This is a genomic window from Streptomyces sp. NBC_00353 (assembly GCF_036108815.1).
Taxonomy (GTDB): Bacteria; Actinomycetota; Actinomycetes; order Streptomycetales; family Streptomycetaceae; genus Streptomyces.
This window is the reverse complement of record NZ_CP107985.1, coordinates 518,145-542,503: the sequence shown is the minus strand read 5'-3', so window position 1 is coordinate 542,503 and position 24,359 is coordinate 518,145. Positions and strand designations below refer to the sequence as shown.

Genomic DNA, 24,359 nt, shown 5'->3' with positions numbered 1-24,359 from the left:
CCGTACGGAGGAAGCCTCCATGGCCACACCCACAGAACCGGCCTCGGTGGCCGCCGAATCCATCCGAGCGGCCGTCGAGGCATACCGGGCCAGCCAGCCGCCCGTCCCTGTTCTGCAAGTGGCGCAGCCAGCCCCGTTGGAGGAGCGGGCGCGGGCGAATGCCGAGGCGGCGATGCCCGAAGCGCAGCGTGAGCTTCCGCTGTGGACCGGCAACGACCTCCCGGACGGGGCGGGATGGACTGCACGCGACGGGGTCCTGTACGACGGCTACGGTGCCCCGACATGGAAGCTGAAGGCCCCCAGGGGCGCTCAGGACACGGCGCGAGCGCCGGTGTCTCAGGCTGCACCGGCCGCTGCCTTCCCGGAAGCGGGCCGCACTGGGGTTGCCAGCGATCCCGCGGACCTGTGGGCCGCCGACCTCATCGAGCCAGTGGATCTGCCTGAGGCGCTCGAGCGGGTGGGGGAGGCATGGGCCGACATCGTCCCGCCCGACCTGGGCAGCGCCCAGGACCTGCGCGCCGCCGTCGACAACGACCTGCGCATCCTGGAGCAGCAGTGGAGGCGAACCGTGCGCGGCCCACAGGCCGCTACGGATAGTGTGGGTCCGCAGTCCGCGCCCGTCGCGCCCGCCCCTGTCAGTACGGCCGATGCCCGGCAGGCGGCCGCCGCGGTCAACACCGCCCTGCAGGAGGCCGACCGCCATGCTCTGTCGCTTAAGGACTCGGCGGAGTGGCAGCAGCTGCAGACCGTCCGCGGCGCTGCCGCCCATCTGTGGGACGTCATCAAGGAGAAGGCCGGCCCCTACTTTGAGCGGCTGGCCGACGACGTGCGTGTCCAGGGGTTTTGGCGCACGGTCTCCGCCCGTTCCTGCGAGACCATCGCCCGCTGGGCGCAGGCCGGGGCCGAGTGGCTGCGCAGCGGCGCCAAGCACCCGGACCTGCCGACCGCCGAGGTGCTGCTCAAGGTCTCCGATGCGGCCCTGGCCTACAGCAGTCCGCTCAGCGAGCGGCCCGACGCCGACACCGTGGCCGCCGCCCAGAACCAGAATCTTGCCGAGATCCGCCAGTTGCGCAGCACACTGCGGTCCAACGCTCCGCTGCCGTACGCCACCCGGGACGAGGCTGTGGAGGCCTCGCGAGAGATTGCCCGGGCCTTCCAGGCATGGGTGGACACCGACATGGGCAAGGAGCTCAGCGCTTCCCCGCACCGGCGGGTAGCGGAGTTCCGCGAGGTTTGGCAGCAGCTGCCGCCCTCGGAGCTGCCTGCCGGTCCCGGGTCGGCGGCCGGGCCCTACAGTGCGGTGGCCGAACACGCGCAGGGGATCGTGGAGCGGGCCCGGGTCCAGCCGGGCCGGTTCAGCCCGGCCGTCCTCACCGCCCTGGAGACGCTGGCTGGTCTCGCCGCGCACCACGGCGGACGGCTCGCGGTGACGACCCTGCCGCCGGGTCTCACCGGCCCCGCCACCTCGGCCGAAGCCGTCCAGAAGAGTGCGCCGCGCCCCGCCGTGGCGACCGCGGGGTCGGCCACCCGGACGGGTGCGCCCCGTGTCTCAACCTGAGCCCGTTGCCGCCATCGAGCACCGAAGGAGAATGCGTTGAGCACGCCGGACGAGCCCGCAGGCACGGTGGTGGAGGTGGTGAAGCTCGAAGCACCGCTGCTACCGCTGACTACGGACCCCGACATTCTGGAGCGGGAGGCTCGGCTCCTGCAGGCGGAGGGCGCCCGACGCCTGGCGCAGCCTCTGCACGAGGCACCTCAACATGCGAGCTCACCAGTCTCATACCGCGTACCACGGACAGTGAGATCCGGGCGTCCTTTCAACCGGATACGGCGTTGTCCACAGAGACCTCTCTGTCCACAGGAGGCTGGGAGCTTTGGTGGGGACGGTGTCACGATTGCCATATACACACATTTCACGGAGGGGATCGGGGCCATGACCGCACAGCTGAACAGAGTGAGTGAAGCGCTGTCGGAGTCGGACGCATACACGGTTCTGTCCGGCGCATGGGATGCGCTGGACCTCGCGGGCCGTCTGGCGGACGCCATCGCTTGGGACGAGGCGAGCGACGAACTACAGGCGCTCATCGTTGCGCAGGAATGCTTCACCGCCCGAGATCTGCTGCCCGTGCCGGAGACGGGCGGTCCCCTCAACCTGGCAGAGATCGAGCCCGGAACGGCCGGCCTTGCTCCCTACATCGGCCTGCTCGATCGGACCCATGGGGCGCTTGTTCGCCTGGCCTCGGCGGGGGACAGCAGCACGGGCGCGCAGAGCCGCCTGAGCGAGGCGGCCCGACACGCATCCGCCGCGCGGGAGGCTCTCACGACGGTTAGGGAGCAGTAGTGGCCACTCTGGAAGAGCTCTTCGATACGGCCGGCGCGCATCTTCGAGCCGCGGCCGAGCAGCCCGTCGCGACTGACCGGGCAGCCGTAACCCGCCTCTTAGACCAGTTCCTGGCGGATCTGGCTGGGGGGCTCAGCATCATCGACGACGCCTCGCCGGCGAGCGACCTCAGGTTCCACCTCGACCAGGCCCGTGATGCATTGCAGACAGCCCAGCGACTGCTGCCACCCCCGGCGGTGCACTCGTCCAGCTCGGCGGGGGACGGCATCGCGGGCGCGACCGCAGCCGTCAACGCGGTGCGTGACGTCATCGAGAGCCACCACGGGCCCAACCGGGTCCCGTTGACCGCTTACGCCTATGCGTTCAGCACCCGTCCCGCTCGCGACTACCTCGCCCGACGGTCCGCCGAACTCGCGTGGGAAGCAGACCGGATCGCTCTCGCCTTGGGACGGGACATCGAGGACCCCGGTGTTGAAGCAGCCTTCGCCGATGTCCGGTCATCGCTGGCCAAGGCTGCGGTATTCGGCCGGGAGGTGACCCGGAACGCCGACTGGGGGATCGCGGCTTTCTCACTCGCACTGCCCGTCGAGCCGGTCCAGGCGCACGGCAGCGACGACACCCGGGATGTCCCTGAGCGCCTGGCTGAGGACTGCGACCGGCTGTCCCGGGCCGCGTTCGACACCCTGCACGACCGATCTGGACACCGGCTGAGCGGATCGGACCTGCAACAGCTCTCCCGCTGGACAGCGATGGGACGCCTGCTGTCGGGCCGGTTGCTGTTGCGCGTCGCCGAGCAGCTCCCAGACCCGGCGATCGCTGCAGTTCAGCGGGAGGCAGCTGGAGCCCTGCGGAGTTCCGCACAGGCGTGGCAGCAGTCTGCGGCCGCGTGGCATCGGATTGTGGACCTGGCCGACCCACGGGCCCATCCCAAACTGCCGCCGCCTAGCTATGACATCGTCCGCCGTGGCCAGGTGGTCCGCCTGCCGCAGGTCGTTCCCCACCCGGCCACCGTGATTGCCCATACGTCGGCTGTGCGGGTGGGGCAGCTGCTGTTCGGTGCGCAGTGGCGACCGGACGGAGCAGCACGCCCCGAAGCGCGGCCGGTTCGCGACATCCTGGACGACGTGCGGGGCGTGGGCGCTCTGGCGGCATTGCTGTACCGGCTGCCTGCCACCGGGTGGCAGCTGGCCGCAGCTGCGCCGCTGGCGGTGGAGCGGGCGCGGAGCGGGCTGGTCACGGATTCCGTCGAGCATCGACCAGGTCCCGACCATCCAGGACAGCGGCGCTTCTACCCCGTTCACCACCGACAATTGGAATCGCTGACCGGCACGTACCGGACCGTGATGCCCGCCGAGCAGACTGCTGCGGTAGCACTGCTGGAGACGGCACGCCAGGTCGGAGCCACCGTCCCGCGAGCTCTCCTTGATGCCGCCGCGCACCGCAACGTCGCGGCACAGCAGCAATGGGGTGAGGCGCAAGCGCCGCCTCCCGCCGTACGAGCGGGGAGCCCAGTGCTGCGCACGCAGCCATCTGCACGGCGGGGAGGATTCCGTCTGTAGCTCCTGCCTGGCAGATTCGTCCCCTGCAGATCGGCGGGATCGCTCGTCGCAGCGCGGCGTTCTGCCGGTCAGAACAGGCATGGTGGGCACGGATGCACAGGCTTACGAAATCAAATAGTGCCGTCCTTCACATTCAGCAGCCCAATGAGACGCGGCCCCACAACCGCCTCGTGTGGGTGATGTCCCATGTGCCGTCCGCACTTCTGCGACGCGAGAGCCGTTGACCCGGGCATGCGAAGAATCATGTGTATGACAGTCGGTGTCGTACTACTCGTGTCGGCCCCGACGTTCGCGGAGGCCAACAGCAAGGCCAGTTCCGTTGAGACTCACCGATGTACCCGGAGCAAGGACTACTGCATCGTCATGGCGCCTTATGCGGGTGCGGACATGTCCACCCGACCGGACAGGGATCTTCGTGCCATCCACGTGGGTGGTGCGATCCGGCAGCTTGCCTAAGCGGGTGCCCTCGCATCGGTTACTGGCTGTGAATCACTTTCAGGGGGGCCGGAGGACTAAAGGGGTCGCGGGTGCGTTGTCCCGCCGCAGGCGGGCCTGCTGCCGTGTGCTGACAGCAGGAGGGTCGGTATGGCGTTCACCCTGCCAGTGGGGTCGGGGATTTGTTCGAGGAAGATTTGAGCTCGGGGAGTCGGTTCTTCGACAGGTGCCGCCTGCCCGGCCGGCGGACTGATCTCGGCCCGGATGCCCTCGGCGGGGCTGCCCTGATCCCCTTGGAATGTAGGTGTAGAAGCCGCGGCCGCTCCTGCGGCCTAGTACTCCAGTCGTGCTTCCCCATTTTCCCTGGTCACGGGGCCCTTTTGAAGTCTATCGAGCTGACATCCCGTCAGGGTAGCGGTGGTTCGTGACTTGCCCGTTCGGGGTTGGTGCGGCGTTGGTAGTGACAGTGGCGGGCGATGGCCTGGTGGCGTCGTCGCCAGTGGGACCAGTGGAGCCGGCGTGTGTGTGGGCTGGTGCCGGGCTGTGAGGGGATGGGCAAGGTCCAGGAGCCGTCGGATTTCTGCCAGGGTGAGGGGAACGAGGCTGCTCAAACCGTTTCTGCGGCCCCCTTTTCGAGTGCCTGGGCTGTCATCGCCGCCAGGAAGGCATGCGCGAGCATGGCCAGGGTGATGTGGCGGTACCAGCCGACGTAGCGGCGGACTTCGCACTGGTCCAGGCCGCATTCGTTCTTCGCGGCCTGCCGCTGGCCAAGCTGGTGCGAGTCGCTGGATCAAGGTGGCGGGTGGAGGAGTTCTTCCCGTCAGGAAAAGGCCTGGCCGCTCTGGGCGAGCACCAGGTCCGCCGCTACGCGTCCTGGTCCCGCTGGGTCACCCTCGCGATGTTCGCCCATGCCTTCCTCGCCGTCGTCCGAGCCGATGAACACGCCCGCCAACCGGCACCGAACGGCCTCATACCGCTCACCTGCAACGAGATCCAGCGCCTGTTCATCACCCTCGTCATTCGGCCCGTCCACGATGCCGCACATCAGCTCGGTTGGTCCGACTGGCGACGCCGCCGCCAGGCCCGATCCCAGGCCAACCACTACCGGCGGCAAGCCGCTGAAGCCTGAAGATCACCATCTACAGCTGGAGTACTAGTACTCCAGCAGCGTTTCGCTATTCCTGCTGGTCAGGTGCCTGGTTTTGAGGGTAGTGGGTTGGCGTTCCATCGGGAGCGGGATCGGTGGATCCGTGTTGCGCCCGGTTCCGGCGTTGGTAGTGGCAATGGCGGGCGACGGCTTGGTGGCGGCGTCGCCATCTTGACCAGCTCAGGGCATGAACACGGTTCTTTCGTTGGAGAGTTGGCTGGGAACGGCAAGTTGCCATGAGTCTCCGGATTTCTGCCACGGTGAGGGGCGCGAGGGTGTGGCGATCGTTTCTTCGGCCCCCCTTTCGATTTCCGCGGCGGCCATCGCTGCGAGGAAGGCGTGCGCGAGCATGGCGAGGGTGATGTGCCGGTACCAGCCCGGATAGCGGCGGACCTCGTACTCATCCAGGCCGCACTCGTTCTTCGCGGCCTGGAAGCACTCCTCGATTGCCCAGCGTGACCCGGCGATGCGGACCAGTTCGGCAACACTGGTGCCGGTCGGTGCGTAGGCGAGGTAGTAGGCGGTCTCATCGGGCCTTTTGATGCTGCGTCGGGCCAGCACCCACCGGCGATGAGCAGGCGGATTGCCGTCGAAGAAGTCGATGACTGGCAGCTGAGCCGAAGCCCAGTCGTAGAGGCGCGGGCCTTTGGCGCCGTCGCCGGCCGACAGTCGCTGCCACGCATTATCGGGCGCTTCACCGACGATCTGGTCGATGCGCCAGCTCCCTGCCAGTGACTTGACCTGCTGCGATTTCGGTACGGCGAGCACATAGCCGACGCCCGCTTCCTCCAGCATCCGGCGGAATCCCCACTCCTGGCCGTAGGCGGAGTCGGCGGTGACCCAGGCGATGGGCAGGTCGGAGGCCAGTGCGCGCAGGACCAGGTGTCGGGCGAGCTCGCCCTTGGTCGCGAACGCGCGGTCTGTGGGGATTTTGGCGGCGCGGCAGCGGTCCGGGTCGTTCGTCCACGACTTGGGCAGATACAGCTCCCGGTCCACCAGTGCGCGGCCTTTGGTCGAGGCGTAGGCGGCGAAGACGCCGATTTGGCAGTTCTCGGTGCGGCCGGCGGTGCCGGAGTATTGGCGTTGTACCCCGGCGGAGGTGCTGCCCTTCTTCAGGAATCCGGTGTCGTCGATGATCAGTACGCCGTCGGGCCGGCCGAGCTTTTCCGCGACGTATGTCTGCAGGTCGTCGCGGAGAAGCTCGGGATCCCACCGGGTTGCGGCGAGCAGTCGCTGCAGTCCGTCCGGTGTCGCGTGTCCCGCGAATTCCGCAAGTTGCCAGCCGTTCTTGCGGCCGACCGGGCCCAGCAGGCCGCGCACGTAGTCCCGCATCCGCCGCCGCGGCTCGATGCGAGAGAATCTGCCGCCAACCCGCAGGAAGAGGTCTTCAAGTTCCGTCGCCCACAGTCCAGTTCCAGGGTCCTCGATCACGCCCGGACCCTGCCCAACGTCGGCGGCCCACTCGCATAAACCCATCCTTCGGATGACGGATCCACCGATCGCGCACCCGCTGGAACGCCAACCCACTACCCTCAAAACCAGGCACCTGACCAGCAGGAATAGCGAAACGCTGCTGGAGTACTAGGTGGCCTGCGGCGACCATGCGGCGCCTTCGCCGCGGCGTTCCTCGTCCGCCCCCGTGTCTCATGAGGCGGCAGCGAATTCGAGCGACAGGACGACGGGTTTCCTGGACGATGACGGCCGTGGCGAGCAGGACGACGTGGTGGTGAACGGAAGTCGGTGACGGGAATGTTGTTGGATGCGCTGGACTCCGTGGAGTGGGACGAGCTTGAGACGGCGTCTCCGCACGATCAGGTCGAGGTCGTACCGCTGACGCTCCGGCGGCTCGTCTTGACGGGGGCGGAAGCGACGGAGGAGGACTGCTACCCGCTCTACTCCCTGGTCACGAGGGAGGGGCATGTGACGCCGTCCGCAGCAGTGGCCGCCCTGCCGTTCGTCGTAGCGCTCGCCGCCGACCCGACCATGGGCGCGCGGGTCGAACTCGTCGAGCTGCTGGTGGCCATGCAGGCACCGACCCTGGCAGATGAGGACTGGACGGGAGCATGGGCCCTGCTTGCGGATCCGGAGGCAGCGGTGCGGCGGGCGGCGATACCTCTGGCAGCCGGGATCGAACGGCTGCTGGAGCGCTGGCGGGTGGAGACGGACCCGACGGTGCGAATCCCGCTGCTGCTCGCCCTCGGTGAGGCCGTGGCCGGGGAGGCCGGGGTCGGCATGACCGGCGGCGCTGCCGACGACGCGCTGGCGGTGCTGGCGGATGTGCTGGGCGGGGACGATCCGGTGTTGTGGGTCGCAGCCGTGCACGCCTCGGCAGGGCTCGACCGGGGGCTGCCGGTCCGGCAGATCGGCCGGCTGATCGAGGTGTTCTCCGACCTCACGTTGCGGCCACGGTTCGAGGAGGTGTGGTACACCCCGGGTATAGACGGTCCCTGGACCCGCGAGGATTTGGTCCGGTCGACGGCCAGGGAGCTCGCGTACGACCCCGATGCTGAACTCTCCTTCGCTGTCCGGCTGGCCGAGGACGCGCACTGCACCGGGGACGCCGCGCTGTGTCGGGAGGCACTGGACGTGGCGTGGCGGCTCCTCACCGAGCGGCGTTCCGTGGAAGCCGCCTTGCTGCCGCTGGCGGGCGGGCTGCTGGCCGATCCGGACGGCGCCGTGCGGCTGCGGGCTGCGAACGTCCTTGCGGTGCTGGGCCCGGTGGCGGCCCCGTACGCCGACCGGCTCGCCGAACTGCTCGACGACGAAGGGGCCGACGAGTATCTCGTCGGAACGGTCGGCGAAATCGCCCGTTGGGCACTGGCCCGGATCGGTGACCCCCGAGCCCTGCCGGGCCTGATCGCGCAGCTCCGCGCTCAAGAGGAGGAGCAGGGCCGCAGCTACGCCGCCAGTGATCCGAGACGGCCGGACGCCAAGGACGTGCTGATCCCGCTGCGGCCGCACGTGGATGTCCTGCTGCCCGCGATGCGGGAGGCGATCCGGCAGGGCGGGGCCCGAGGTGGTGCGACCCGCGCGTTCCTTGAGGTGCTGGAAACCTGGGGCGAGGAGGCGCTGCCGGCCCTGCCGGATCTCCTGCCGCTGCTGGCCGACACCTGGACCTCCATGCACGTGGTCGGCGTGCTGATGGCGATGGGCCCGGCCGCCGCCTCCGCCGTGCCGGCCCTGCGTGCCTGCGAGGTGCTGGACCACCCGGGTAACCACCACGCGGTCGCCTCGGCTGCCGTACGCATCGGTGGTGACCGTGCGGCGGCGCTCCGGTTCTTCGGCGACGCGGTCCTGGCAGCCGACGAGCCCGGGTACGGGTCGATCGGCGCCCCGACGACTGACTTCGGCCTTGACGCCGCGCCCTACGCGGACCGGGTCCGGTTCGCCATGGGGAACGGCACGCACTGGCCGCGGCTCACCGCGGCGATCAAACTCTGGTCGATCACGGGCCGGGCCGAACCGAGCATGCAGATCCTGGAAGAGTTCGTGCTGCCGATCGCCGAAGACGGTGACGGCTTCGGATTCTTCCGCGAGGCGCTCCAAGCCCTGATCCGCATGGGCGAGATCAGCCCGGCGATCCGGGCCGCACTGCTGACGATTCGCCAGTCGGACCGTCGCCTGTCCACGGACGGGGGATACCCGATGATTCTCCACGACGAGGAACTGCGCGGCCTGGTCGAACAGACCCTCGCGTGTGCGGGACCCCGCTCGGGCGAGACATGCTGAAACGTCTGCAGGTCAGTCGCAGCAGCACCGGATCATCCTGGCGCTGGCCAGAGCGGGCTGGCAATTACCAGCGAGGCCGAGTTCGAACAGCAACGCATTGAGCTGATTCCATCCTGAAAGTCGCTGGTCAGTGGGCCTGGCATGGGTGGAGGGCGACGTGCTCGCGCTGGTCAGGAGTACGTGCTCCAGGAGGCGATCGGCGGAGCGTCCCCGTCCACCGCCAGCACCTACAAGAAAGCCGCCCTGGACCTCCTCGCCCAGGGCTACCCGGACACCGTCCCCGACCTGACCGCCGCGCCCGCTGCGGCCACCGAGGTCTCCATCCCGGCCAGACAGAGATCACCGTCTGACCACCATCCCGACGAGTGAGAGGCCCGGGACGCAGCACATCGGTCCGGGCCTCGTGGACGGGCGCCCGGACCGATGCGCCGGAGGGGGCCTGGGGCAACCGCTCGCCGACGGCTTCATTGCCGAGTCCGTCGCGGACGGACGGAGCCAGTGGCGACTGAACGGTGCCGGGGGGCTGTCGTCCTCGCCCGCGCGAGTATGCCGAGTTCGCAAGGAAAGTTTGCAGGTGGCGTGTGTGAGATAGGAGACAAGCCGCAAGGACCTCACGGCGTCCGTGCTCCCGAGACCGTGAGCCGGTTAGGCACGGCGGGGTCGCCGCCGCGTCATGGCTGGCGCGGGCGTGTGGTGGAGGCCACCCACAGGACGGGTGCGCCTGTGGCACTCTACCTTTTGTGCGTTTTACTTTTGCATTCCATTTGCGCGGCGGGGCAGCCCCCTGGGCCCGCATGTCCCGCCCGGGCGAGGGCCACGCCGTCGTGCGCGTCCTCAAGAGTCTGATCGCCGCGTCGCTCGCGTGGGGCGCCACCGTCCACTGGCTGCCCGCGCAGGGCCAGTACCTGGCCGTGGCCGGTGCGCTGCTCATGGTGAACACCTCCACCGTCTACCGCTCGGCGAACCAGGCCCTGCACAGCGCCGCCACCCGCACCGCCGGGACCGCGCTGGCGCTCTTGGTGGTCTGGCTGCTCGGCCCGGCCGTGGGAACGGTGGCCGTCATCCTGGCGATCACCCTGGTCACCGCCGGCCGCCGGGTCTCCGACGACCGCCTGCAAATCGCCTCCACCGCGGTGCTTACCCTCGCCGCGGCCACCGCGGTCCCGGCCGGCCATGCGATCCTGGCGGCGCTCGGCACCGTAGTGGGCGCAGCAGCCGGCATGACGGTGAACGCTCTGGTCCTGCCGCCGCTCCACCTTGCCGAGTCCGACACCGCCATCCGTGATCTCGCCGGATCGATGGGCACACTGCTGCGCCAGATGGGCGGCGGCCTGTGGGAGCGCCGGCACGTGGACCGGGCCGACGCCTGGCTGGAGCAGGCCCGCGACCTGGAGCGGCTGGTCGGCGAGGCACAACAGCACGTCGAGGAGGGCCAGGAGTCCGTGCGCTGGAACACCCGCTGTGCCCTCGGCCGCTGCGGCTCGGTCTCCCACAGCGATCTGTGGCACGCTCTGCACGGCATCTCATTCCAGATCCGCGGCATCGCCCGGACACTCGCCGACCACGCGGACGCCGGGGGCTTCCGCCGCCTTGGCCCGATCTTCCTGGAGCGCTACGCCGAGCTGCTGGAGCTGGCCGGTGATGCGGTGGAGGCGCTCGTCGCGCCGCACGGGTCGAAGCCGGCCGACCAGGACGAGGCCCGTGAGCGACTGCCGGGGGCGCTGGACCGCGCCCAGTCCTGGCATGACACCATGACCGACCTGGTCGGGCAAGGCACCTTGGCCCACCCGGATGCCTGGCATGTCTACGGGGCGCTGATGACCGACCTCGAGCGGCTGCTGATCGACCTGCAGCGCACCGACACCCACGCCGCGCCCGCCCGCTGACCGTCCCGTACACGCATACACCTACGGCCTGCCTCAGCACGCCGCCGTGATCGATCACCTGGCCGGCACCTGACCGACGGGCAGTTCCCGGCCACCACGGACGGTCACCGGGGTCTGCCGGCCGGGATACGCAGGAGCCACCTCCGGGCAGTGGATCTGCCGCCCGCCGCCGGACACCGGCCGCTACAGGACCAGCAGAACTTGTTCGATGACCGGCGCAGGCGTCGGATCCAGGTGCCTTCCAGCGCGCGGCGGTCACCGGTGAAGGCGTAACGGCGTACGGCGAGGATGGTTTCCAGATCGCAGCCATCCCGACGGCGCCCCCAACCTCGCGCCGGGCCTGACCACAGCGCTCACCGGCTTCCTTTGTGTCCTTCCCTCGGCCAAGCTAGCCGGGCCTCATGCGTGATCAGCGCTGCAGGCAGCTGCATACCGCCCGCGGATGTGATCGATCCGTTCAAAGTTGCGGCGATCAGCCCCGCCACGCGAAGGCTCGTCGCGGCCCACCCTGTGCCGCGTCGGAAGGCCTGATCGGTCTCACGCATGAGCCGGGCCAGTGGCTCCCGCAGGCGCCCATCGCGGGCGGTCTTGCCGATGGCAGCGAACATCGCCTGCTCGTATCCGCTCCAGCAGCGGCTCGGCTCACTGGCGTACCTCAAATCCGAGGTGGACGTGATCGTGCTGGCGGCCATCGCCTCGACAGCCGCCTCCAAGCAACGCCGGGCCTCTGCCAAGGCCACCTCGTCGGCCACCGGCCCCAATCGCAAGCGCAGCGCCTCGACGAGCACCTCCTTGTCGGACAGTCCCCGCAGCAGGCCACGAACCACGTCCGGGTCGCTGTGCAGCGGAACGGCCCAGACAGCCAGCTCGCGGCGATGCGGCCGCCGCAGCTCACCGGCCAGCTCCGTGCCCCCGTACAGAACCACACCAGGGCCTCGGCGGCGAGCAGCTGGGCGTACCACTCATGCGGGAACTCGACCCGCTGATGCCGGACCCGCACCACAGGCGACCTCAACGCCTCGTCCACTACGCCCACGGTCGCACCGAGCGCAATCAGTAGCTGGGCGGCGCTGCGCTGTGCTTCCGCCAGCGGCAACCACCCCGTCAACCGCTCGTCCATCAGCATGGCCCAGTGGTGCAGAACCCGCCGCAGAGCCGTCGGCTGCGACGCCTGCTGCAGTCGCTCACCTATGTAGGCGTCCAGGAGGGCGGCTCGGCCCGCGTTCGTCGGCAGACGCTGTGTCAGCTGCGCTGCCAGGGACAGCTCGAAGACGGTGCTGAACGCCTCGCACTCGTCTTCGACGCTCCTTTCGTCCTCGGGACGTACCCCGTAGGACCGCAAGAGCGCCGCACGCTGCCGCGGGTCCGGATCGACCGTCCTCAGCCGTGCACCACCGATCACCACAGGCACGTGTACGAACTCGTGGCTGCTGGACACCACCGTCGCCTCAGCGCGGAGACACCACGAACTGACCTGCTGCATCAGCCGATCCTGAAACCGGACGGGACATTCGTTGATCGCATCCACGAGCAAGAGGCGGTATGGCGGTGATCATGTACGCCCGTGCGGGGACTGACCCGGCTCGGAGGTCCGGACGAACCGCAGGTGCGGGTCCGGTGCCTTTCCCTGAAGGTGGGGACAGCCCGTAGCGGGCAGGGTCCGCGACCAGCGAGGATTCCCGCCATGACCACCGACCAGGCCCTCGCCCCCTGCGCTCGACGCACTCGATACCCGTGGTGTTCGGTGCCGGGGCGGCCATCGGCGTGCTGGGCGGGATGATCGGGCTGGGCGGTGCGGAGTTCCGCCTGCCGCTGCTGATCAGCCTGTTCGGATTCGCCGCACTCTCCGCCGTCATCCTGAACAAGGCGATGAGCCTGGTCGTGGTCCTTGCCGCGCTGCCCGCCCGCCTGGCGGCGGTGTCTGCCTCCGATCTGGCCGCGCACTGGCCCGTCGCGGTCAACCTGCTCGCCGGGAGCCTGCTGGGTGCCTGGGCCGGGGCGTCGTGGGCGGTGCGGATGCGCTCCTCCACCCTGTACAAGGTGCTGGGCGCCCTGATAGTGCTCATGGCCGCGGCCCTGCTCGTCACGCACACCACCACGCTGGGAACGCTCGACCTGCCGCTGGGGGCACAGGTGCCGATCGGGGTGGTGGCTGGGTTCGGCATCGGGGTGGTCGCGGCGATCATGGGCGTGGCCGGAGGCGAGCTGCTGATCCCCACGATCGTGCTGCTGTTCGGGCAGGACATCAAGACGGCGGGAAGCCTCTCGCTGCTGGTGTCGCTGCCCACCATGCTGGTCGCCTTCGCCCGCTACAGCCGGGACGGCAGCTTCGCGGTGCTGGGCGCCAACCGCCGTTTCGCCCTGGTCATGGTCGCGGGTTCGATCGCCGGGGCGGTGCTGGGCGGGCTGCTGCTCGGCGTGTTCCCGGACCTGGTGCTCATCCCCGCGCTGGCCGTGATCCTGCTCGTCTCCGCCGTCAAGCTCGCCCGCCACGACTGATGCTCCCGCCCAAATCTACTCGTCTTCGCCGTCGTCCTCGACGGCGTCCGGGTCGGGAAGTGTCAGTGGTCGCCTGAGAAGATCTCCCGGACCTCGCGGGTGGCGTAGTAGACCAGTACGTAGCTGGCGGCCGGGTCGGCCCACCACCAGCCGAAGGCGGTGTTGAGGACCAGGCCGAGCAAGACGGCCGCGGCGAGCAGGCCGTCGATGAGGGTGACGCGGCCCTCGGTCTTGAGGACCGGGTTGTCCAGAGCAGCGCCGGTGCGGGCCTTGCCCGCGGCCAGGGCGAACATGACGGCGGCGGTGATGGCGGTCCAGCCGATGCCCGGGGGCGAATGGTGCGGATGGAAGCCGGTGGCCAGTGCCCAGGTTGACTGCACCAGCAGGTAGAGCGCGAGGAGGGCGAAGCCCACACCGATCAGGCGCATCGCGCGGCGCTGGCGGTCCTCACCGGCGCCCGAGAGCTCCCAGATCACCACGGTGGACGCGCCGATCTCGATGAGGGAGTCCAGGCCGAACCCGGCCAGGGCCACCGAACGAGCAGAGATCGCGGCTGCCGCGAGGACGGCGATGCCGACCACGTTCCAGCCTAGGGTGGCGTATTCCAGGGCGAAGCCCCGACGGAGCAGGGCTTTGCGGGACGTTTCATGCACCGTGTTCACCGCGCGATCCTCTCAGGCCCCACACGGAGACTGATGGTGTGGCTTCGTGCATCTCAAGGAACAGCGATTGTCGACCGGTTCCGAAGCTGGTGGTCATTGCTTCCGATCTCCAGGCGTGAACGGTCCGGTCGCGGGGGCTACGCATTTATCGACGATGGTCTTCTCGCCGGCTGCCGAGCCCTTCAAGCAGAGCCGCCCGCCCTTCTCGCGCAGGTCGAGGAAGAACCGCGTGGTCGCACCGGACTGCTTGAGGTCGTGGATGCGCTCGTCGGTATAGCCGAGGTCGTTCAGGATCGTCCTGACCTTGGTGGGGGTGGGGTCCACCAGATGCCAGAGTGCCTGGGCGATGCGCTCCTCATGGAGGTTGCTCGCGCACCAGTCGCGAGCGTTCAACTCCACCTCCGGCCCTGCTGTAGGGGCGATCGGCTCGATCGCATCGCTCGGCACCTCGGCACCCGGCGGCAGTGCCTCCGCCGGACCCGTCGGCGGCCCCTCTGGCGGGGCGCTCGGGGGACACGACTGCTCGATCCTGTCCAGGATCTGAGTGAGGGGAGGACCTGCCTGGCCTCCGACGGCTTCCGCGCGCTTGGTCTGCTCTGCGCCGACGGTCGTCTTTACGGTGCGTTCGGTGCCGCACGCACCAAGCGTGAGCACAGAGAAGGCTGTTATGGCGAGAGTGAGGCGCAGGCGGCGCGGGGAGCGGGCAAACGTGCTGGTTGAGGCGGGGATTCGTGTCATGCGCACAGCCTCTGATCAAGCCGACCCCCTGCGCGTGAGTACGCATACTCACGTAGGCAGGGGTACTCACTCAAACTTCGATGTGAAGCACTTGCCCAACCTCACCCCCGCTGTGGCTGTCCGTGGTTCGCCGCTTGATCGGGCACGGTTGGGGCACGGTCGCCCGGTGTCTGGAGCGGCTTCCTCTGGAGTGTGCCGCCTCAAGTAAGTAGGGCAATTCATCAGCGACGTCTGTGTGCCGAGATGATGTCCTGACGACTCCTGCGGCGCTACGATCCCAGACGGTCGGCGGGAGGGGCAGGGACATGTCTGGGTGTGCAGACGGCACGGTGTGGCAGAACGGACACTGTGAATTCGTGGGGGCGCCGCCCCTTTCCTTCGATCTTCCGTTCCTCTTACTCGGGGCGGCGGCGCTCGGGTTCGGCGTGGCCATGCATCGCAAATTGCGGGTGCGTCGGGACGGCCCGCTCCCGAAGCTGATCGGACCTGCCCCACGCGGCCGTTAATCCGCTCAGCGAATCGTGACCGTGGTTCTCCCGTACTTCCTGATGCTTTGGGGAGCGGATTCTTCACGGGGGGCGTCCTGCTTCTTGCAGACACGCTCAACGACTGACTGCCTACCTCCCCCTCAACCCACCACTCACCCCCGGCTCCCATCCCGCTCGGTCAGGATCTCTCGCTCTAGAACGGCGGCCCGAAGCAGGTGGCGGGAAGGTTCGAAGCCAGCCCCAGGGCATTGCGGACATCCCGCTGGTACTTGTAGTCAGGGTGGCCCCAGGCGTCGTCGGAGCGGGCGAAGTAGCTGTCCGAGTCGTGTGCTGCCACAGCCTTGCGCCACAGCTCGGCGCTCTTCCGCAGCTCCCCGACATAAGCGGCGACCTTTGGCCTGGCGCCGACCGGCCAGGTGGCGGGCTCGAGGCTGTCCGCCTCGTGGTCCAGCGCGGCCGCCAACTTCACCGACCAGGCGCGGTTGGCGGCCAGGCTACCCAGGTCCGGATGGGTCTTCCAGACACGCCCGGACGCCAGCTCCAGCCTCAGGAAGGCAATCTGGTCCGCCGGCAGGTTGGTCTCGTCCTTGCGTACGCTGCTGGCGGTCCGGCCGTGCGTGTCGGCGGTGAAGCAGACGGCGGTCGTGCTGCCCGACTGCCGGGTCTCCCGGGTCGGATAGAAGTAGTTGACGCCCAGTGTGTCGGGCATCGACCAATCGTCCATGATGTAGTCGGTCAGCCGATTCCTGCACTGGTGGTAAGAGTGTTTCGCGAGGGCATCGTCGGTGCCGCCAGGTCCGGTGAGGGGGACCGTGGCGAACACCTCGCCGTCGTGTGGTCGGGAGCACGCCACGCGTATCGCGGAGTAGACCTCTCCCCGCTGCGAGCTGGTGAAGCATTCGCCCACCGCGAGGCTGGCGGCCGACCGGTCACCCGCCCCGGACACCCGCTTGTCCGGATCCGCGTCGACGCCGCCGAAGATCGACCCGCCGATCGGGCCCAACGCCAGGGCGACTCCGCCGAGCACCAGCGCCGCGCTGGAAGCCATACCAGCGATAGCAAGTCCGCGACCTCTCCTGTTGAGTCTGCGCAGCAATGCCAGCGCGGCGATGCCGGACTCTGGCGGCGTGGACGGCGGTATGGCGGACATGGGTCTCCGGTTGACCTGGGTAGATACGAGTGCGAAGCCAGGATCCTCGCACCAACGAGGCATCGCTGTCACTCCATCGTCGGCCGGGGTTCGTCGAGAAAGCGGCCTCCGGGACTGCGACCCGGACCGGCCCGGCAGCCATTTCAACGGCCTCGGTACCCCCGACTACCTGACTCGCGTCTATTTCCGGCGCGAGGTGCTGGGCCGCTACGCCTCCGAGCCCTCCCACTACCAGGTGAGCAACGGCCGGCTGTCGTGTCTGGGCCTGTGGGGCATCTCGATCGGCCGCAACGACGAGGACGTACCTCGGTGGCCTCGGCCGCGACCTGCCGAGTGCTGAGCGCGCTCACTGGCTCAGCTTCAACATCCCACCCCGCGGCGGCATTGACCAGGAGCGCCGGCGCCGCGACATCCTAGGCCAGTGAACCGACGGGACCGCCGATCCGCTGCGCCGGTTGGCATACGCCCGCGAGCGGTTCAGCACGGCGCTCTCTGCCGTCGTCGGCCAGCCGGTCCACCGGGCCTGGGACGCCGCCGACCAGACAGCCTTCGCCGGCCTGCACACGCCCATCAGCAGCGAGCAGAGCGAAGCCGACACCCAGATACTCATCCTCGGCAAGGGCGTCATCGAATACCTCAGCACTAAGAACTCCTATCGGAATGAGTTCAAGCGGCGCCAGCAGATGAGTGCGCATCCGAGGGTGAGGAAAGCTTCATGAATGTCGTCGCGGATCTCCCAGCGGATACGCAGGCGGCGGAACCAGTGCAGGTGGGCGAATGCACGCTCCACGACCCAGCGTTGGGTGCCGAGTCCGGAGCCGTGCTCGGTACCGCGGCGGGCGATCACGGGCTTCACTCCAAGATTCCGGACGAGGCGGCGGTTACTTGTCGTGGTCGTAGCCGCGGTCGCCCAGCACCACGTCGGGGCGGCGCCTGGGCCGGCCGCGTTTGCCCCGCACAGGTGGCACTGCTTCAAGCAGCGGGATCAGTTGGGTGACGTCGTTGCGGTTGCCGCCGGTCAGGGTGGCGGCGAGCGGGATGCCGGTGGCGTCGGTGACCAGATGGTGTTTGCTGCCGCTTCTGCCCCGGTCAACAGGGCTTCGTCCCGTCTTGGAGCCCCTTTTAACGCCCGGATGTGGGATCCATCGACCGCTGCCCTGGAGAAGTCCAGGGCGTTCGCTCTACGCAGCTTTGCCAGGAGCACCTCGTGCAGCCTTGGCCACACGCCGGCCTCGGTCCACTCGGCCAGACGGCGCCAGCACGTCATGCCCGAGCCGAAGCCGAGTTCCTGCGGCAGATGTTCCCAAGCGATCCCGGTATGCAGCACGAACAGAATGCCCTGAAAGACCAGCCGGTCCGGATGTCGTTTGCGCCCGGGATGCCGGGTCCGCCGCTCCACCTTGGGCAGCAGCGGCTCGACCACCGCCCACAGATCGTCATCGACTTCGCACGGCTTCGGCCGAGCCACGCCACACCCCCGGATCATCAGTCCCGGAGTGATCCAACCACCTCGAAGATCATTTCGTTAGGAGTTCTAAATGCGTACACCTCGCCCCGGCGGCCGGATTGGTCCGCCGCAGGTCGCGGTGATCACGGTAGGGGCCCTGCCGCAGTAAATCCGGTATTTACTGCGGTAGTTGTGAATATGTCTCCGCGATCGAGTAACCGCCCGAATGCGTTTCTGCTGTGCGGACTTGAGGGGAGTGGACTGTCAGTGCCCGGGGCCAGCATGCTTACCTGGGTCATGCCCCAGATCCTCCGTCACGGGCAGGCACTCGGCGAGCAGGTCGACGACGTCGCGCCAGGCTCGCTGCGCGTGCCGTGGGTGGTAGCCGACGCCGGGGACCACGGGGTGGCCGACCGGCGGGTGGTGGAAGGCGTGCAAGGCGCCGCCGTAGACCGCGAGGCGCCAGTCGACGCCCGCGGCCTGCATCTCAGCGGTGAACGCGTTCCGTTGCGCGGGCGGCATGATCGGGTCTTCCGACCCGACCCCGGCCCACACCGGGCAGCGAATGCGCGCCGCCTCGCCCGGTCGGCCCGTGGTCAGTGCGTTGACTGTCCCGATCGCGCGCAGGCTGACGCCGCCGCGCCCGAGTTCCAGCCCGACGGCACCCCCCGTGCCATAGCCGACGGCGGCGATCCGGTCGGGGTCGGTCCGCGGTTCGGTGCGCAACACATCGAGCGCCGCATGGCCGATGCCTCGCATCCGCTCGGGATCAGCGAGCAGCGGCAGGCAACGGGCCAGCATCTCCTCGGGGTCGCTCAAATAGCGCCCGCCATGAAGGTCGAAGGCCAGCGCTATATATCCCAGCTCGGCGAGAGCATCGGCCCGGCGGCGCTCGACGTCGCTGAGCCCCATGCCCTCTGGTCCGAGCAGCACCGCGGGCCGGCGGTCGACACCGGCCGGGAGCGCGAGGTGCCCGATCATTGTCAAACCGTCGGCCGGATACTCGACCGCACGCGTCGTAATCGTCGTCATGAGACTGGACTGTAGTGATCGTCGAGCCCGGTCCGGCCGGTGTTCTGCCGCTGGCAGAACAGCGCGGGTATCCCTCTGAAATGCGGCGAGGGCCCACAAGAACCGTCACAAACCCCGCCCCCACGGCAGCGCTATCGGATCACCTGCCCGGGCCACGGTGTTGGAGGCTGACCCTCGCAGAAGGATTCTGGGGTATACCGGCCCGCTCCCGTGAAGGGCGTCACCAGCTAGTTCCCTCACGGCTCAGGCAGCCTGGCCGAGACCGGCGGCGGTCAGGTCCTGCTCGCGCAGCGGGGCGAAGTCGACGTCGAGTTTCGGGTCGTACGCCTCGGGCTGGATGCCGAGTTCGTGGGTGCTGTACTCGCCGAACCGGTTGATGTGTTCGGTCAGGTACGGCGAGATGTGCGCCAGGTCTTCCGGATCGGACTCTGTCGGGAATCTTGAGGACGGACAGTCAATGACCGTGACGTTGCGTCAGGCTTGTGGGAGCGTCCTGCCCATGTCCCCCAGGAGCCTGACATGTCCCTCCAGCCCCGTCCCGGAGCCGAGATCCCGGCGCTGACCGTGCGGGTCGCCCGGGCCGGCAACCCCCACGGCACCGCTGCGATGTGGATCCGCGACCGCCTCGACGGCCTGTTCGGCGACGAGGACTTCACCGCCTGGTACCCGCGCGACGGCCGCCCCGGGCTCTTGCCCGCGCAGCTGGCCTCCGTCTGCGTGCTGCAGTACGCGCTGAACCTGTCGGACCGCCAGGCCGCCGAGGCGGTTCGCCGCCGCATCGACTTCAAGTACGCCCTCGGCCTGGAGCTGGAAGACCCCGGCTTCCACCGCAGCGTGCTGTCCGACTTCCGCGACCGGCTCGCCGAGGGCGACCGCGCCGACCGGCTGCTGGGCCTGGCGCTGACCCGGATCCGGCGGGCCGGCCTGCTCAAGGGGCGCGCCGCCCGCGCCAGTCGACCATTTCCATAAGCTATGAATATAAAAATGCTATGCTTCGAGCATGAGCCGTCAAGACACCGCTCCTGGCGCGTCCGCCGCCATCGGGGCAGCCCTCTACGGCCTGGCCACCAGGGCCGCGAGACGCCTGCCCCGGGACATGAGCCTGACGTCCGCCGCCACCCTGGCCACCCTGGACCGGACCGGCCCGCGGCGCATCACCGATCTGGCCGCGGTCGAGGGCGTCACCCAGCCCGCGATGACCGCCCTGGTCCGGGTGATGGAGGAGTCCGGCCTGGTCGAGCGGCGGGGCGACGCGTCCGACAAGCGGGTAACGCTGGTGTGCCTGACCGAGGCCGGCGCCTCCTATGTCCGGACGCGACGCCAGGCGGGCGTCCACGCGTTCGAGCGGTTGATCGGCGAGCTCACCGGCGACGAGGTCGAGGCGCTGGTGGCGGCCCTTCCGGCGCTGAAGCATCTGGCAGAGCTCGAAAGCCAGGACCGCGAAGGGCCGAAGCAGTGACCGGGCAGCCGGTCGGCGGGGTCGCGGTGAAGGCGTTCCCGGTGGCGCGTTCCGAGGCGCGGCTGCTGGTCCCCGCCCTGATGTTCATCGCTCTGGTCGTGGCGGCGGTCGCCAGCCTCGGGACGCCGCTCATCACCAGCGTGGCGACCTCGTTCCACGTCTCGCTCGGCAGCGCGCAGTGGACGCTGACCGTCGCGCTGCTCAGCGGCGCCGTCGCCACGCCGGTCCTGGGCCGGCTCGGAGCCGGCCCGCACCGGCGGGCCACGATCCTCGCCACGCTGGCGGTCGTCGTCGCCGGCAGCGCGCTCACCGTGCTGCCGCTGCCGTTCGCGTGGCTGCTGGCCGGCAGGGCGGCCCAGGGCGTCGGGCTCGGGCTGACGGCGCTGATGATGGGCGTGGCCCGGGACCACCTCCCCGAGGAGCGCAGCGCGGCCGTGATCGCCCTGATCTCGGTGGTCTCGATCATCGGGGCCGGCGTCGGCTACCCGCTGGCCGCACTGCTCGCCGAGCTCGGCGGGGTACGGGCCGCCTACGGCCTCGGCCTGGTCGTCACCGCCGCCGCCCTCCTGACCGCGTGGCGCTCCATGCCCGAAGCCCCCGAAGGCCGCTCCGCCCACGTGGACGTGGGCGGAGCGGTCGTCCTGGCCGCTGCGCTGCTCCTGGTGCTGTTCCTCGCCGGCGAACGGAATCTGTGGAGCCGGCACCTCGCCGGGGCGGCGGGCCTCGCCGTCGTCGCGGTGGTGCTGCTCTGCGTCTGGGCCGTCATCGAGCTGCGCAGCACGACGCCCCTGGTCGATGTGCGGGCGGTGCGGCACCCGGCGGTCGCCGGGGCGAACCTCGCCATGTTCGTCGGCGGGATCGGCATGTACCTCCTGCTCACGCTCATCACCCGGTACGCGCAGACGCCGCACGGCGCCGGCTACGGCTTCGGGCTGACGACCTTCGTCGCCGGGCTGGTCCTCATCCCGTTCTCGGTGCTGGGGTTCGTCGCCGGCAAGCTCACGCCGCGGGTCCGGACGCGGATCGCCGCCCCCCTGCTCCTGGCCGGCAGCGCCGTCGTGGTCGGCGGCGGGTTCGCCCTGTTCGCGGCGGCCCGGTCGGACCTGGCCGAACTGTTCGCGGCGATGGGCGTGCTCGGCTTCGGCGTCGGCGGCTTCTCGGCCGCGATGCCCGGCGTCATCCTGGCCGTCACCCCCAAGAGCGAGACGTCGAGCGCCATGAGCTTCAACTACGTCGTCCGCAGCGTCGGGTACTCCCTGGGCAGCGCCATCGGCGGCCTGATCCTCGCCGCGGGCACCGGCCCCGGCCACCTCTTCCCCGACGACAGTGCCTACACCACCGCGGCGCTGGTCGGCATCGGCGCCATGGCGATCACGACGCTGACAAGCCTCGCTCTCGCCCGCCGACGCTCGTCCGAGATCAACCCGTAAGTCAGATGCACTCATCCCAACACTGGAGGTTCCATGCCCAAGGGCTACTGGGTCAGCGCCTACCGCACCATTTCAGACCCTGAGAAGCTGGCTGCTTACAACAAGCTGGCCGGTCCGGCCGTCGAGGCCGGGGGCGGTCGGATCCTCGCCCGTGGCGGTCGGGTCGTGGCGCATGACGCCGGAATCGCCGAGCGCACCGTCCTGATCGAGTTCGACAGCTTCGAGCAGGCCGTCGCGGCGCACGAGAGTGCGGCCTACCAGGAGGCGCTGGTCGCCCTCTCCGACGGCGTCGAGCGCGACTTCCGCATCGTCGAAGGCATCGACTGACCGAGGTCCAGTCGGATCTTCACTGAAGCAGCAGGATTCTGGGGTATACCGGCCCGCTCGCGTGAAGGGCGTCACCAGCTAGGGCGCGTATTGAGTCGTGATCAAACTGCCTGCTGCATAAGCCGGTGGTGGCCGCCTGTGGGGACTCGCGTGAGATCATCCGTCCATGAGCAGCGACCTGGAAGTGAGTGCTCTGGCGATCAATGTCACGATCCCGCAGGCGCTCCGCTGGACGGACACGCGACGCGGTGAAGCGTTCACGCTCACCACACTCAACGTCCGGCTTCTCCCGGACGGCAGCCTCGCCGCAAAGGCCTATGGCCGACCCGTCGGTGGTGGTCGGGGCGCATACGTCTCGTTCCCAGTCCCCGACAAACCCGAACTGGCGTCCCTGGTCGCAGACGCTGCCAGCCGTGCTGGGAGGTTGTGGGCCGCCCATCGTGGTCTCGGCTGAGCCCAGTTCGACTCGATGGCGGACGGTGGCAGCCCCAGATTTCGCTCCCGCGGCGCGGCCGGGAAGGATAGATCTTCTTGCATGACGCGAGTGCAACTGACTGATGAGGAATGGGAGTTCATCGGGCCGTACCTGCCTGTCGGCGAGTACGGCCCGTACCCCGACCGGCTGCGGCAGCAGTTCGAGGGTGTGATCTGGCGGTTCAGGACCGGCGGACAGTGGCGGGAGATGCCGGCGCAGTTCGGTGCCTGGTCGACCGTCCACAACCGCTTCCGGCAGTGGCGGGACGCCGGGGTCTTCGAGGCCCTGCTGGAGGGCCTGATCGCGGAAGCCGCAAAGCGGGGTCAGGTGGACCTGTCCCTGGTCAGCATCGACTCCACCACCGCCCGGGCCGCCACGACGCGGCGGGGATGCACCTTGACGAGGACGTCATCACCGCCCTGGAGAAAGCCGCCGCCGAGGAGGAGAAGGCCAGGTCAAAAGGGGCGGCCGCGAAGAACAAAGCGGGCAGGACTGCGAAGACGATCCCGCACGGGAAGAACGACGCCGCATCCGGCGACGGCGGAAACTCCGGCTGAAGGCCGCTCTCCTGGGACGCTCCAGAGGCGGCTCACCAGCAAGGTCCACCTCGCCGCCGACCGGAAGTGCCCCCCGCTGGCATTCGTCCTGACTGCGGGCCAGGCAGCGGACAGCCCGCAGTTCATCCCCATTCTGAAGAAGGTGCGGGTGCGCGGGCCTGTGGGCCATCCCCGCACCCGGCCGGACGCAGTTGCCGGGGACAAGCCGTACTCGTCCCGCGGAAACCGCGCCCACCTGCGCAAACGCCGTATCAAGGCGGTCATCCCGGAGAAGAGGGACCAGGCCGCCAACTGGCACAAGAAGGGCTCCAGGGGAGGCCGGCCCGTCAGCCATGACGCTGACCTCTACAAGGAGAGGAACACCGTCGAGCGCCTGATCAACAAGCTCAAGGCCTGGCGAGGCATCGCCACCCGATACGACAAGACCCCAAACAGCTACCTCGCCGGCCTCCACCTGCGCGCCTCGATGATCTGGATCAAAGACCTCACCCCAACCACCAATTCATCACGACTCGATATGCGCCCTAGTCATCGCGGCCCACACCCACCTCCGCCTCGTCCGGCCGCTGGCCGCTGACCTCCGCCGCCCCTGGGAGAAGCCGGCCGAGCCCGGCCGGCTCACACCCGCCCGGGTCCGCCGGGGGTTCAGGAACCTCCGCCCGACCCTGCACTGCCCGGCCCGTGCGCCCAAACCATCGCGGCCAGGCCCCGGTCGCCCGCTCGGCTCGAACAACAAGCAGCCCGCCACCCGCTACGACGTGGGCAAGACCGTCAGACGCCCGGGCACCCTGATCGAACGTGATCAAGCCCGGCTGTGAGGCCATGATCTGGGTCTGTCAGTGGCGCCGGGCAGAATGCACTCCCGTGAGCCTCCACTACGAAGTCGTCTTCACGTGCATCCTCCGGGACGACACGCCCGACACGGTCCTGGCAGCCCTGCGATGGCACCTCGGCCTGGCCCCCGAGCGTCCAGCAGAGCTCGACGCGGAGGAGCACTC

Annotated in this window: 20 protein-coding genes and 5 pseudogenes; 17 read left to right on the top strand and 8 right to left on the bottom strand. The window is 69.1% G+C overall.

Translation table 11 applies throughout. From position 1 onward, the window contains the following. Window positions 1–19: 19 nt before the first annotated feature. The 3 genes from OHA88_RS02515 (at window position 20) to OHA88_RS02505 (ending at window position 3,900) form a co-directional block, all read left to right on the top strand. Window positions 20–1,558, top strand: a complete 1,539-nt coding sequence (locus tag OHA88_RS02515; RefSeq protein ID WP_328624009.1) for a hypothetical protein — start codon at window positions 20–22, stop codon at window positions 1,556–1,558. A gap of 375 nt (window positions 1,559–1,933) precedes the next feature. Beyond that, window positions 1,934–2,341, top strand: coding sequence for a hypothetical protein (locus OHA88_RS02510; RefSeq protein ID WP_328624008.1), 408 nt, complete (start codon window positions 1,934–1,936; stop codon window positions 2,339–2,341). Then, complete coding sequence (locus tag OHA88_RS02505; RefSeq protein WP_328624007.1) at window positions 2,341–3,900, top strand: hypothetical protein; 1,560 nt, start codon at window positions 2,341–2,343, stop codon at window positions 3,898–3,900. Before OHA88_RS02510 ends, OHA88_RS02505 begins: the two co-directional genes overlap by 1 nt. A 1,060-nt stretch (window positions 3,901–4,960) precedes the next feature. Here OHA88_RS02505 and OHA88_RS44435 read toward each other — a convergent pair. After that, window positions 4,961–5,095: pseudogene (locus OHA88_RS44435) on the bottom strand (IS701 family transposase); the annotation flags it as partial. On the opposite strand from OHA88_RS44435, the pseudogene OHA88_RS02495 reads away from it, so the two are divergent. After that, window positions 5,093–5,464: pseudogene (locus tag OHA88_RS02495) on the top strand (IS701 family transposase); the annotation flags it as partial. The pseudogenes OHA88_RS44435 and OHA88_RS02495 overlap by 3 nt on opposite strands. 198 nt (window positions 5,465–5,662) lie before the next feature. Here OHA88_RS02495 and OHA88_RS02490 read toward each other — a convergent pair. After that, window positions 5,663–6,958, bottom strand: a complete 1,296-nt coding sequence (locus OHA88_RS02490; protein ID WP_443044345.1) for an IS701 family transposase — start codon at window positions 6,956–6,958, stop codon at window positions 5,663–5,665. Window positions 6,959–7,222: 264 nt separating this feature from the next. On the opposite strand from OHA88_RS02490, the gene OHA88_RS02485 reads away from it, so the two are divergent. The 3 genes from OHA88_RS02485 to OHA88_RS02475 all read left to right on the top strand — a co-directional run bounded on the left by OHA88_RS02485 (window position 7,223) and on the right by OHA88_RS02475 (window position 11,097). After that, window positions 7,223–9,211, top strand: a complete 1,989-nt coding sequence (locus OHA88_RS02485) for a HEAT repeat domain-containing protein (protein ID WP_328624005.1) — start codon at window positions 7,223–7,225, stop codon at window positions 9,209–9,211. A gap of 180 nt (window positions 9,212–9,391) precedes the next feature. After that, the gene (locus tag OHA88_RS02480) at window positions 9,392–9,580 is read left to right on the top strand and encodes a hypothetical protein (RefSeq protein WP_328624004.1); all 189 of its coding nucleotides are present in this window, start codon (window positions 9,392–9,394) and stop codon (window positions 9,578–9,580) included. 425 nt (window positions 9,581–10,005) lie between these two features. Beyond that, window positions 10,006–11,097, top strand: a complete 1,092-nt coding sequence (locus OHA88_RS02475) for a hypothetical protein (RefSeq protein ID WP_328624003.1) — start codon at window positions 10,006–10,008, stop codon at window positions 11,095–11,097. Between the two features lie 353 nt (window positions 11,098–11,450). Here OHA88_RS02475 and OHA88_RS02470 read toward each other — a convergent pair whose 3' ends face one another. Further along, window positions 11,451–12,023, bottom strand: a complete 573-nt coding sequence (locus tag OHA88_RS02470) for a hypothetical protein (RefSeq protein WP_328624002.1) — start codon at window positions 12,021–12,023, stop codon at window positions 11,451–11,453. 808 nt (window positions 12,024–12,831) lie between these two features. Between OHA88_RS02470 and OHA88_RS02465 the strand changes: the two genes are divergently transcribed. Continuing rightward, window positions 12,832–13,596 (top strand): sulfite exporter TauE/SafE family protein, encoded by a 765-nt coding sequence (locus tag OHA88_RS02465; protein WP_328624001.1) that lies wholly within the window; start codon window positions 12,832–12,834, stop codon window positions 13,594–13,596. Window positions 13,597–13,658: 62 nt separating this feature from the next. Here OHA88_RS02465 and OHA88_RS02460 read toward each other — a convergent pair whose 3' ends face one another. The 3 genes from OHA88_RS02460 to OHA88_RS02450 form a co-directional block, all read right to left on the bottom strand. Further along, complete coding sequence (locus OHA88_RS02460) at window positions 13,659–14,258, bottom strand: cation transporter (RefSeq protein WP_328624000.1); 600 nt, start codon at window positions 14,256–14,258, stop codon at window positions 13,659–13,661. Window positions 14,259–14,351: 93 nt separating this feature from the next. Further along, a complete protein-coding gene (locus tag OHA88_RS02455) occupies window positions 14,352–14,996 on the bottom strand; it encodes a hypothetical protein (RefSeq protein ID WP_328623999.1) in 645 nt (214 codons plus the stop codon). Window positions 14,997–15,677: 681 nt separating this feature from the next. After that, window positions 15,678–16,532: a septum formation family protein gene (locus OHA88_RS02450; protein WP_328623998.1), complete on the bottom strand. Its 855-nt coding sequence runs from the start codon at window positions 16,530–16,532 to the stop codon at window positions 15,678–15,680. Between the two features lie 557 nt (window positions 16,533–17,089). Between OHA88_RS02450 and OHA88_RS02445 the strand changes: the two genes are divergently transcribed. Beyond that, window positions 17,090–17,353, top strand: coding sequence for a hypothetical protein (locus OHA88_RS02445; RefSeq protein WP_328629953.1), 264 nt, complete (start codon window positions 17,090–17,092; stop codon window positions 17,351–17,353). Here the strand turns inward: OHA88_RS02445 and OHA88_RS02440 are convergent. Together OHA88_RS02440 and OHA88_RS02435 are read right to left on the bottom strand one after the other, a co-directional pair. Continuing rightward, window positions 17,287–18,120: pseudogene (locus tag OHA88_RS02440) on the bottom strand (IS5 family transposase). The gene OHA88_RS02445 and the pseudogene OHA88_RS02440 sit on opposite strands and share 67 nt — an antisense overlap. Window positions 18,121–18,345: 225 nt before the next feature. Next, window positions 18,346–19,113: a dienelactone hydrolase family protein gene (locus tag OHA88_RS02435; RefSeq protein WP_328623997.1), complete on the bottom strand. Its 768-nt coding sequence runs from the start codon at window positions 19,111–19,113 to the stop codon at window positions 18,346–18,348. Between the two features lie 519 nt (window positions 19,114–19,632). Here OHA88_RS02435 and OHA88_RS02430 point away from each other — a divergent pair. The 8 genes and pseudogenes from OHA88_RS02430 to OHA88_RS02395 form a co-directional block, all read left to right on the top strand. After that, window positions 19,633–20,082, top strand: coding sequence for a transposase (locus tag OHA88_RS02430; RefSeq protein WP_443044155.1), 450 nt, complete (start codon window positions 19,633–19,635; stop codon window positions 20,080–20,082). Window positions 20,083–20,209: 127 nt separating this feature from the next. Continuing rightward, window positions 20,210–20,572 (top strand): MarR family winged helix-turn-helix transcriptional regulator, encoded by a 363-nt coding sequence (locus tag OHA88_RS02425; protein ID WP_014173936.1) that lies wholly within the window; start codon window positions 20,210–20,212, stop codon window positions 20,570–20,572. Then, complete coding sequence (locus tag OHA88_RS02420) at window positions 20,569–22,002, top strand: MFS transporter (protein WP_328623996.1); 1,434 nt, start codon at window positions 20,569–20,571, stop codon at window positions 22,000–22,002. The genes OHA88_RS02425 and OHA88_RS02420 overlap by 4 nt, the downstream gene beginning before the upstream one ends. Before the next feature lie 33 nt (window positions 22,003–22,035). Further along, window positions 22,036–22,329, top strand: coding sequence for a DUF1330 domain-containing protein (locus OHA88_RS02415; protein WP_326625536.1), 294 nt, complete (start codon window positions 22,036–22,038; stop codon window positions 22,327–22,329). Window positions 22,330–22,495: 166 nt separating this feature from the next. Continuing rightward, a complete protein-coding gene (locus tag OHA88_RS02410) occupies window positions 22,496–22,783 on the top strand; it encodes a hypothetical protein (protein WP_328623995.1) in 288 nt (95 codons plus the stop codon). Between the two features lie 15 nt (window positions 22,784–22,798). After that, window positions 22,799–23,080: pseudogene (locus tag OHA88_RS02405) on the top strand (transposase); the annotation flags it as partial. A gap of 51 nt (window positions 23,081–23,131) precedes the next feature. Then, a complete protein-coding gene (locus tag OHA88_RS02400; RefSeq protein WP_328629563.1) occupies window positions 23,132–23,938 on the top strand; it encodes an IS5 family transposase in 807 nt (268 codons plus the stop codon). Next, window positions 23,886–24,179, top strand: a pseudogene (locus OHA88_RS02395) (NF041680 family putative transposase); the annotation flags it as partial. The gene OHA88_RS02400 and the pseudogene OHA88_RS02395, both read left to right, overlap by 53 nt. Between the last annotated feature and the right edge of the window lie 180 nt (window positions 24,180–24,359).

Excerpts from the sequence above, each read along its gene's own strand:
- OHA88_RS02415 (WP_326625536.1), top strand. The coding sequence starts at position 22,036 with ATGCCCAAGGGCTACTGGGTCAGCGCCTACCGCACCATTTCAGACCCT.
- OHA88_RS02455 (WP_328623999.1), bottom strand. The coding sequence starts at position 14,996 with ATGACACGAATCCCCGCCTCAACCAGCACGTTTGCCCGCTCCCCGCGC.
- OHA88_RS02490 (WP_443044345.1), bottom strand. The coding sequence starts at position 6,958 with ATGGGTTTATGCGAGTGGGCCGCCGACGTTGGGCAGGGTCCGGGCGTG.
- OHA88_RS02410 (WP_328623995.1), top strand. The coding sequence starts at position 22,496 with ATGAGCAGCGACCTGGAAGTGAGTGCTCTGGCGATCAATGTCACGATC.
- OHA88_RS02515 (WP_328624009.1), top strand. The coding sequence starts at position 20 with ATGGCCACACCCACAGAACCGGCCTCGGTGGCCGCCGAATCCATCCGA.
- OHA88_RS02430 (WP_443044155.1), top strand. The coding sequence starts at position 19,633 with ATGTCCCTCCAGCCCCGTCCCGGAGCCGAGATCCCGGCGCTGACCGTG.
- OHA88_RS02475 (WP_328624003.1), top strand. The coding sequence starts at position 10,006 with ATGTCCCGCCCGGGCGAGGGCCACGCCGTCGTGCGCGTCCTCAAGAGT.
- OHA88_RS02425 (WP_014173936.1), top strand. The coding sequence starts at position 20,210 with ATGAGCCTGACGTCCGCCGCCACCCTGGCCACCCTGGACCGGACCGGC.
- OHA88_RS02510 (WP_328624008.1), top strand. The coding sequence starts at position 1,934 with ATGACCGCACAGCTGAACAGAGTGAGTGAAGCGCTGTCGGAGTCGGAC.
- OHA88_RS02450 (WP_328623998.1), bottom strand. The coding sequence starts at position 16,532 with ATGGCTTCCAGCGCGGCGCTGGTGCTCGGCGGAGTCGCCCTGGCGTTG.
- OHA88_RS02435 (WP_328623997.1), bottom strand. The coding sequence starts at position 19,113 with ATGACGACGATTACGACGCGTGCGGTCGAGTATCCGGCCGACGGTTTG.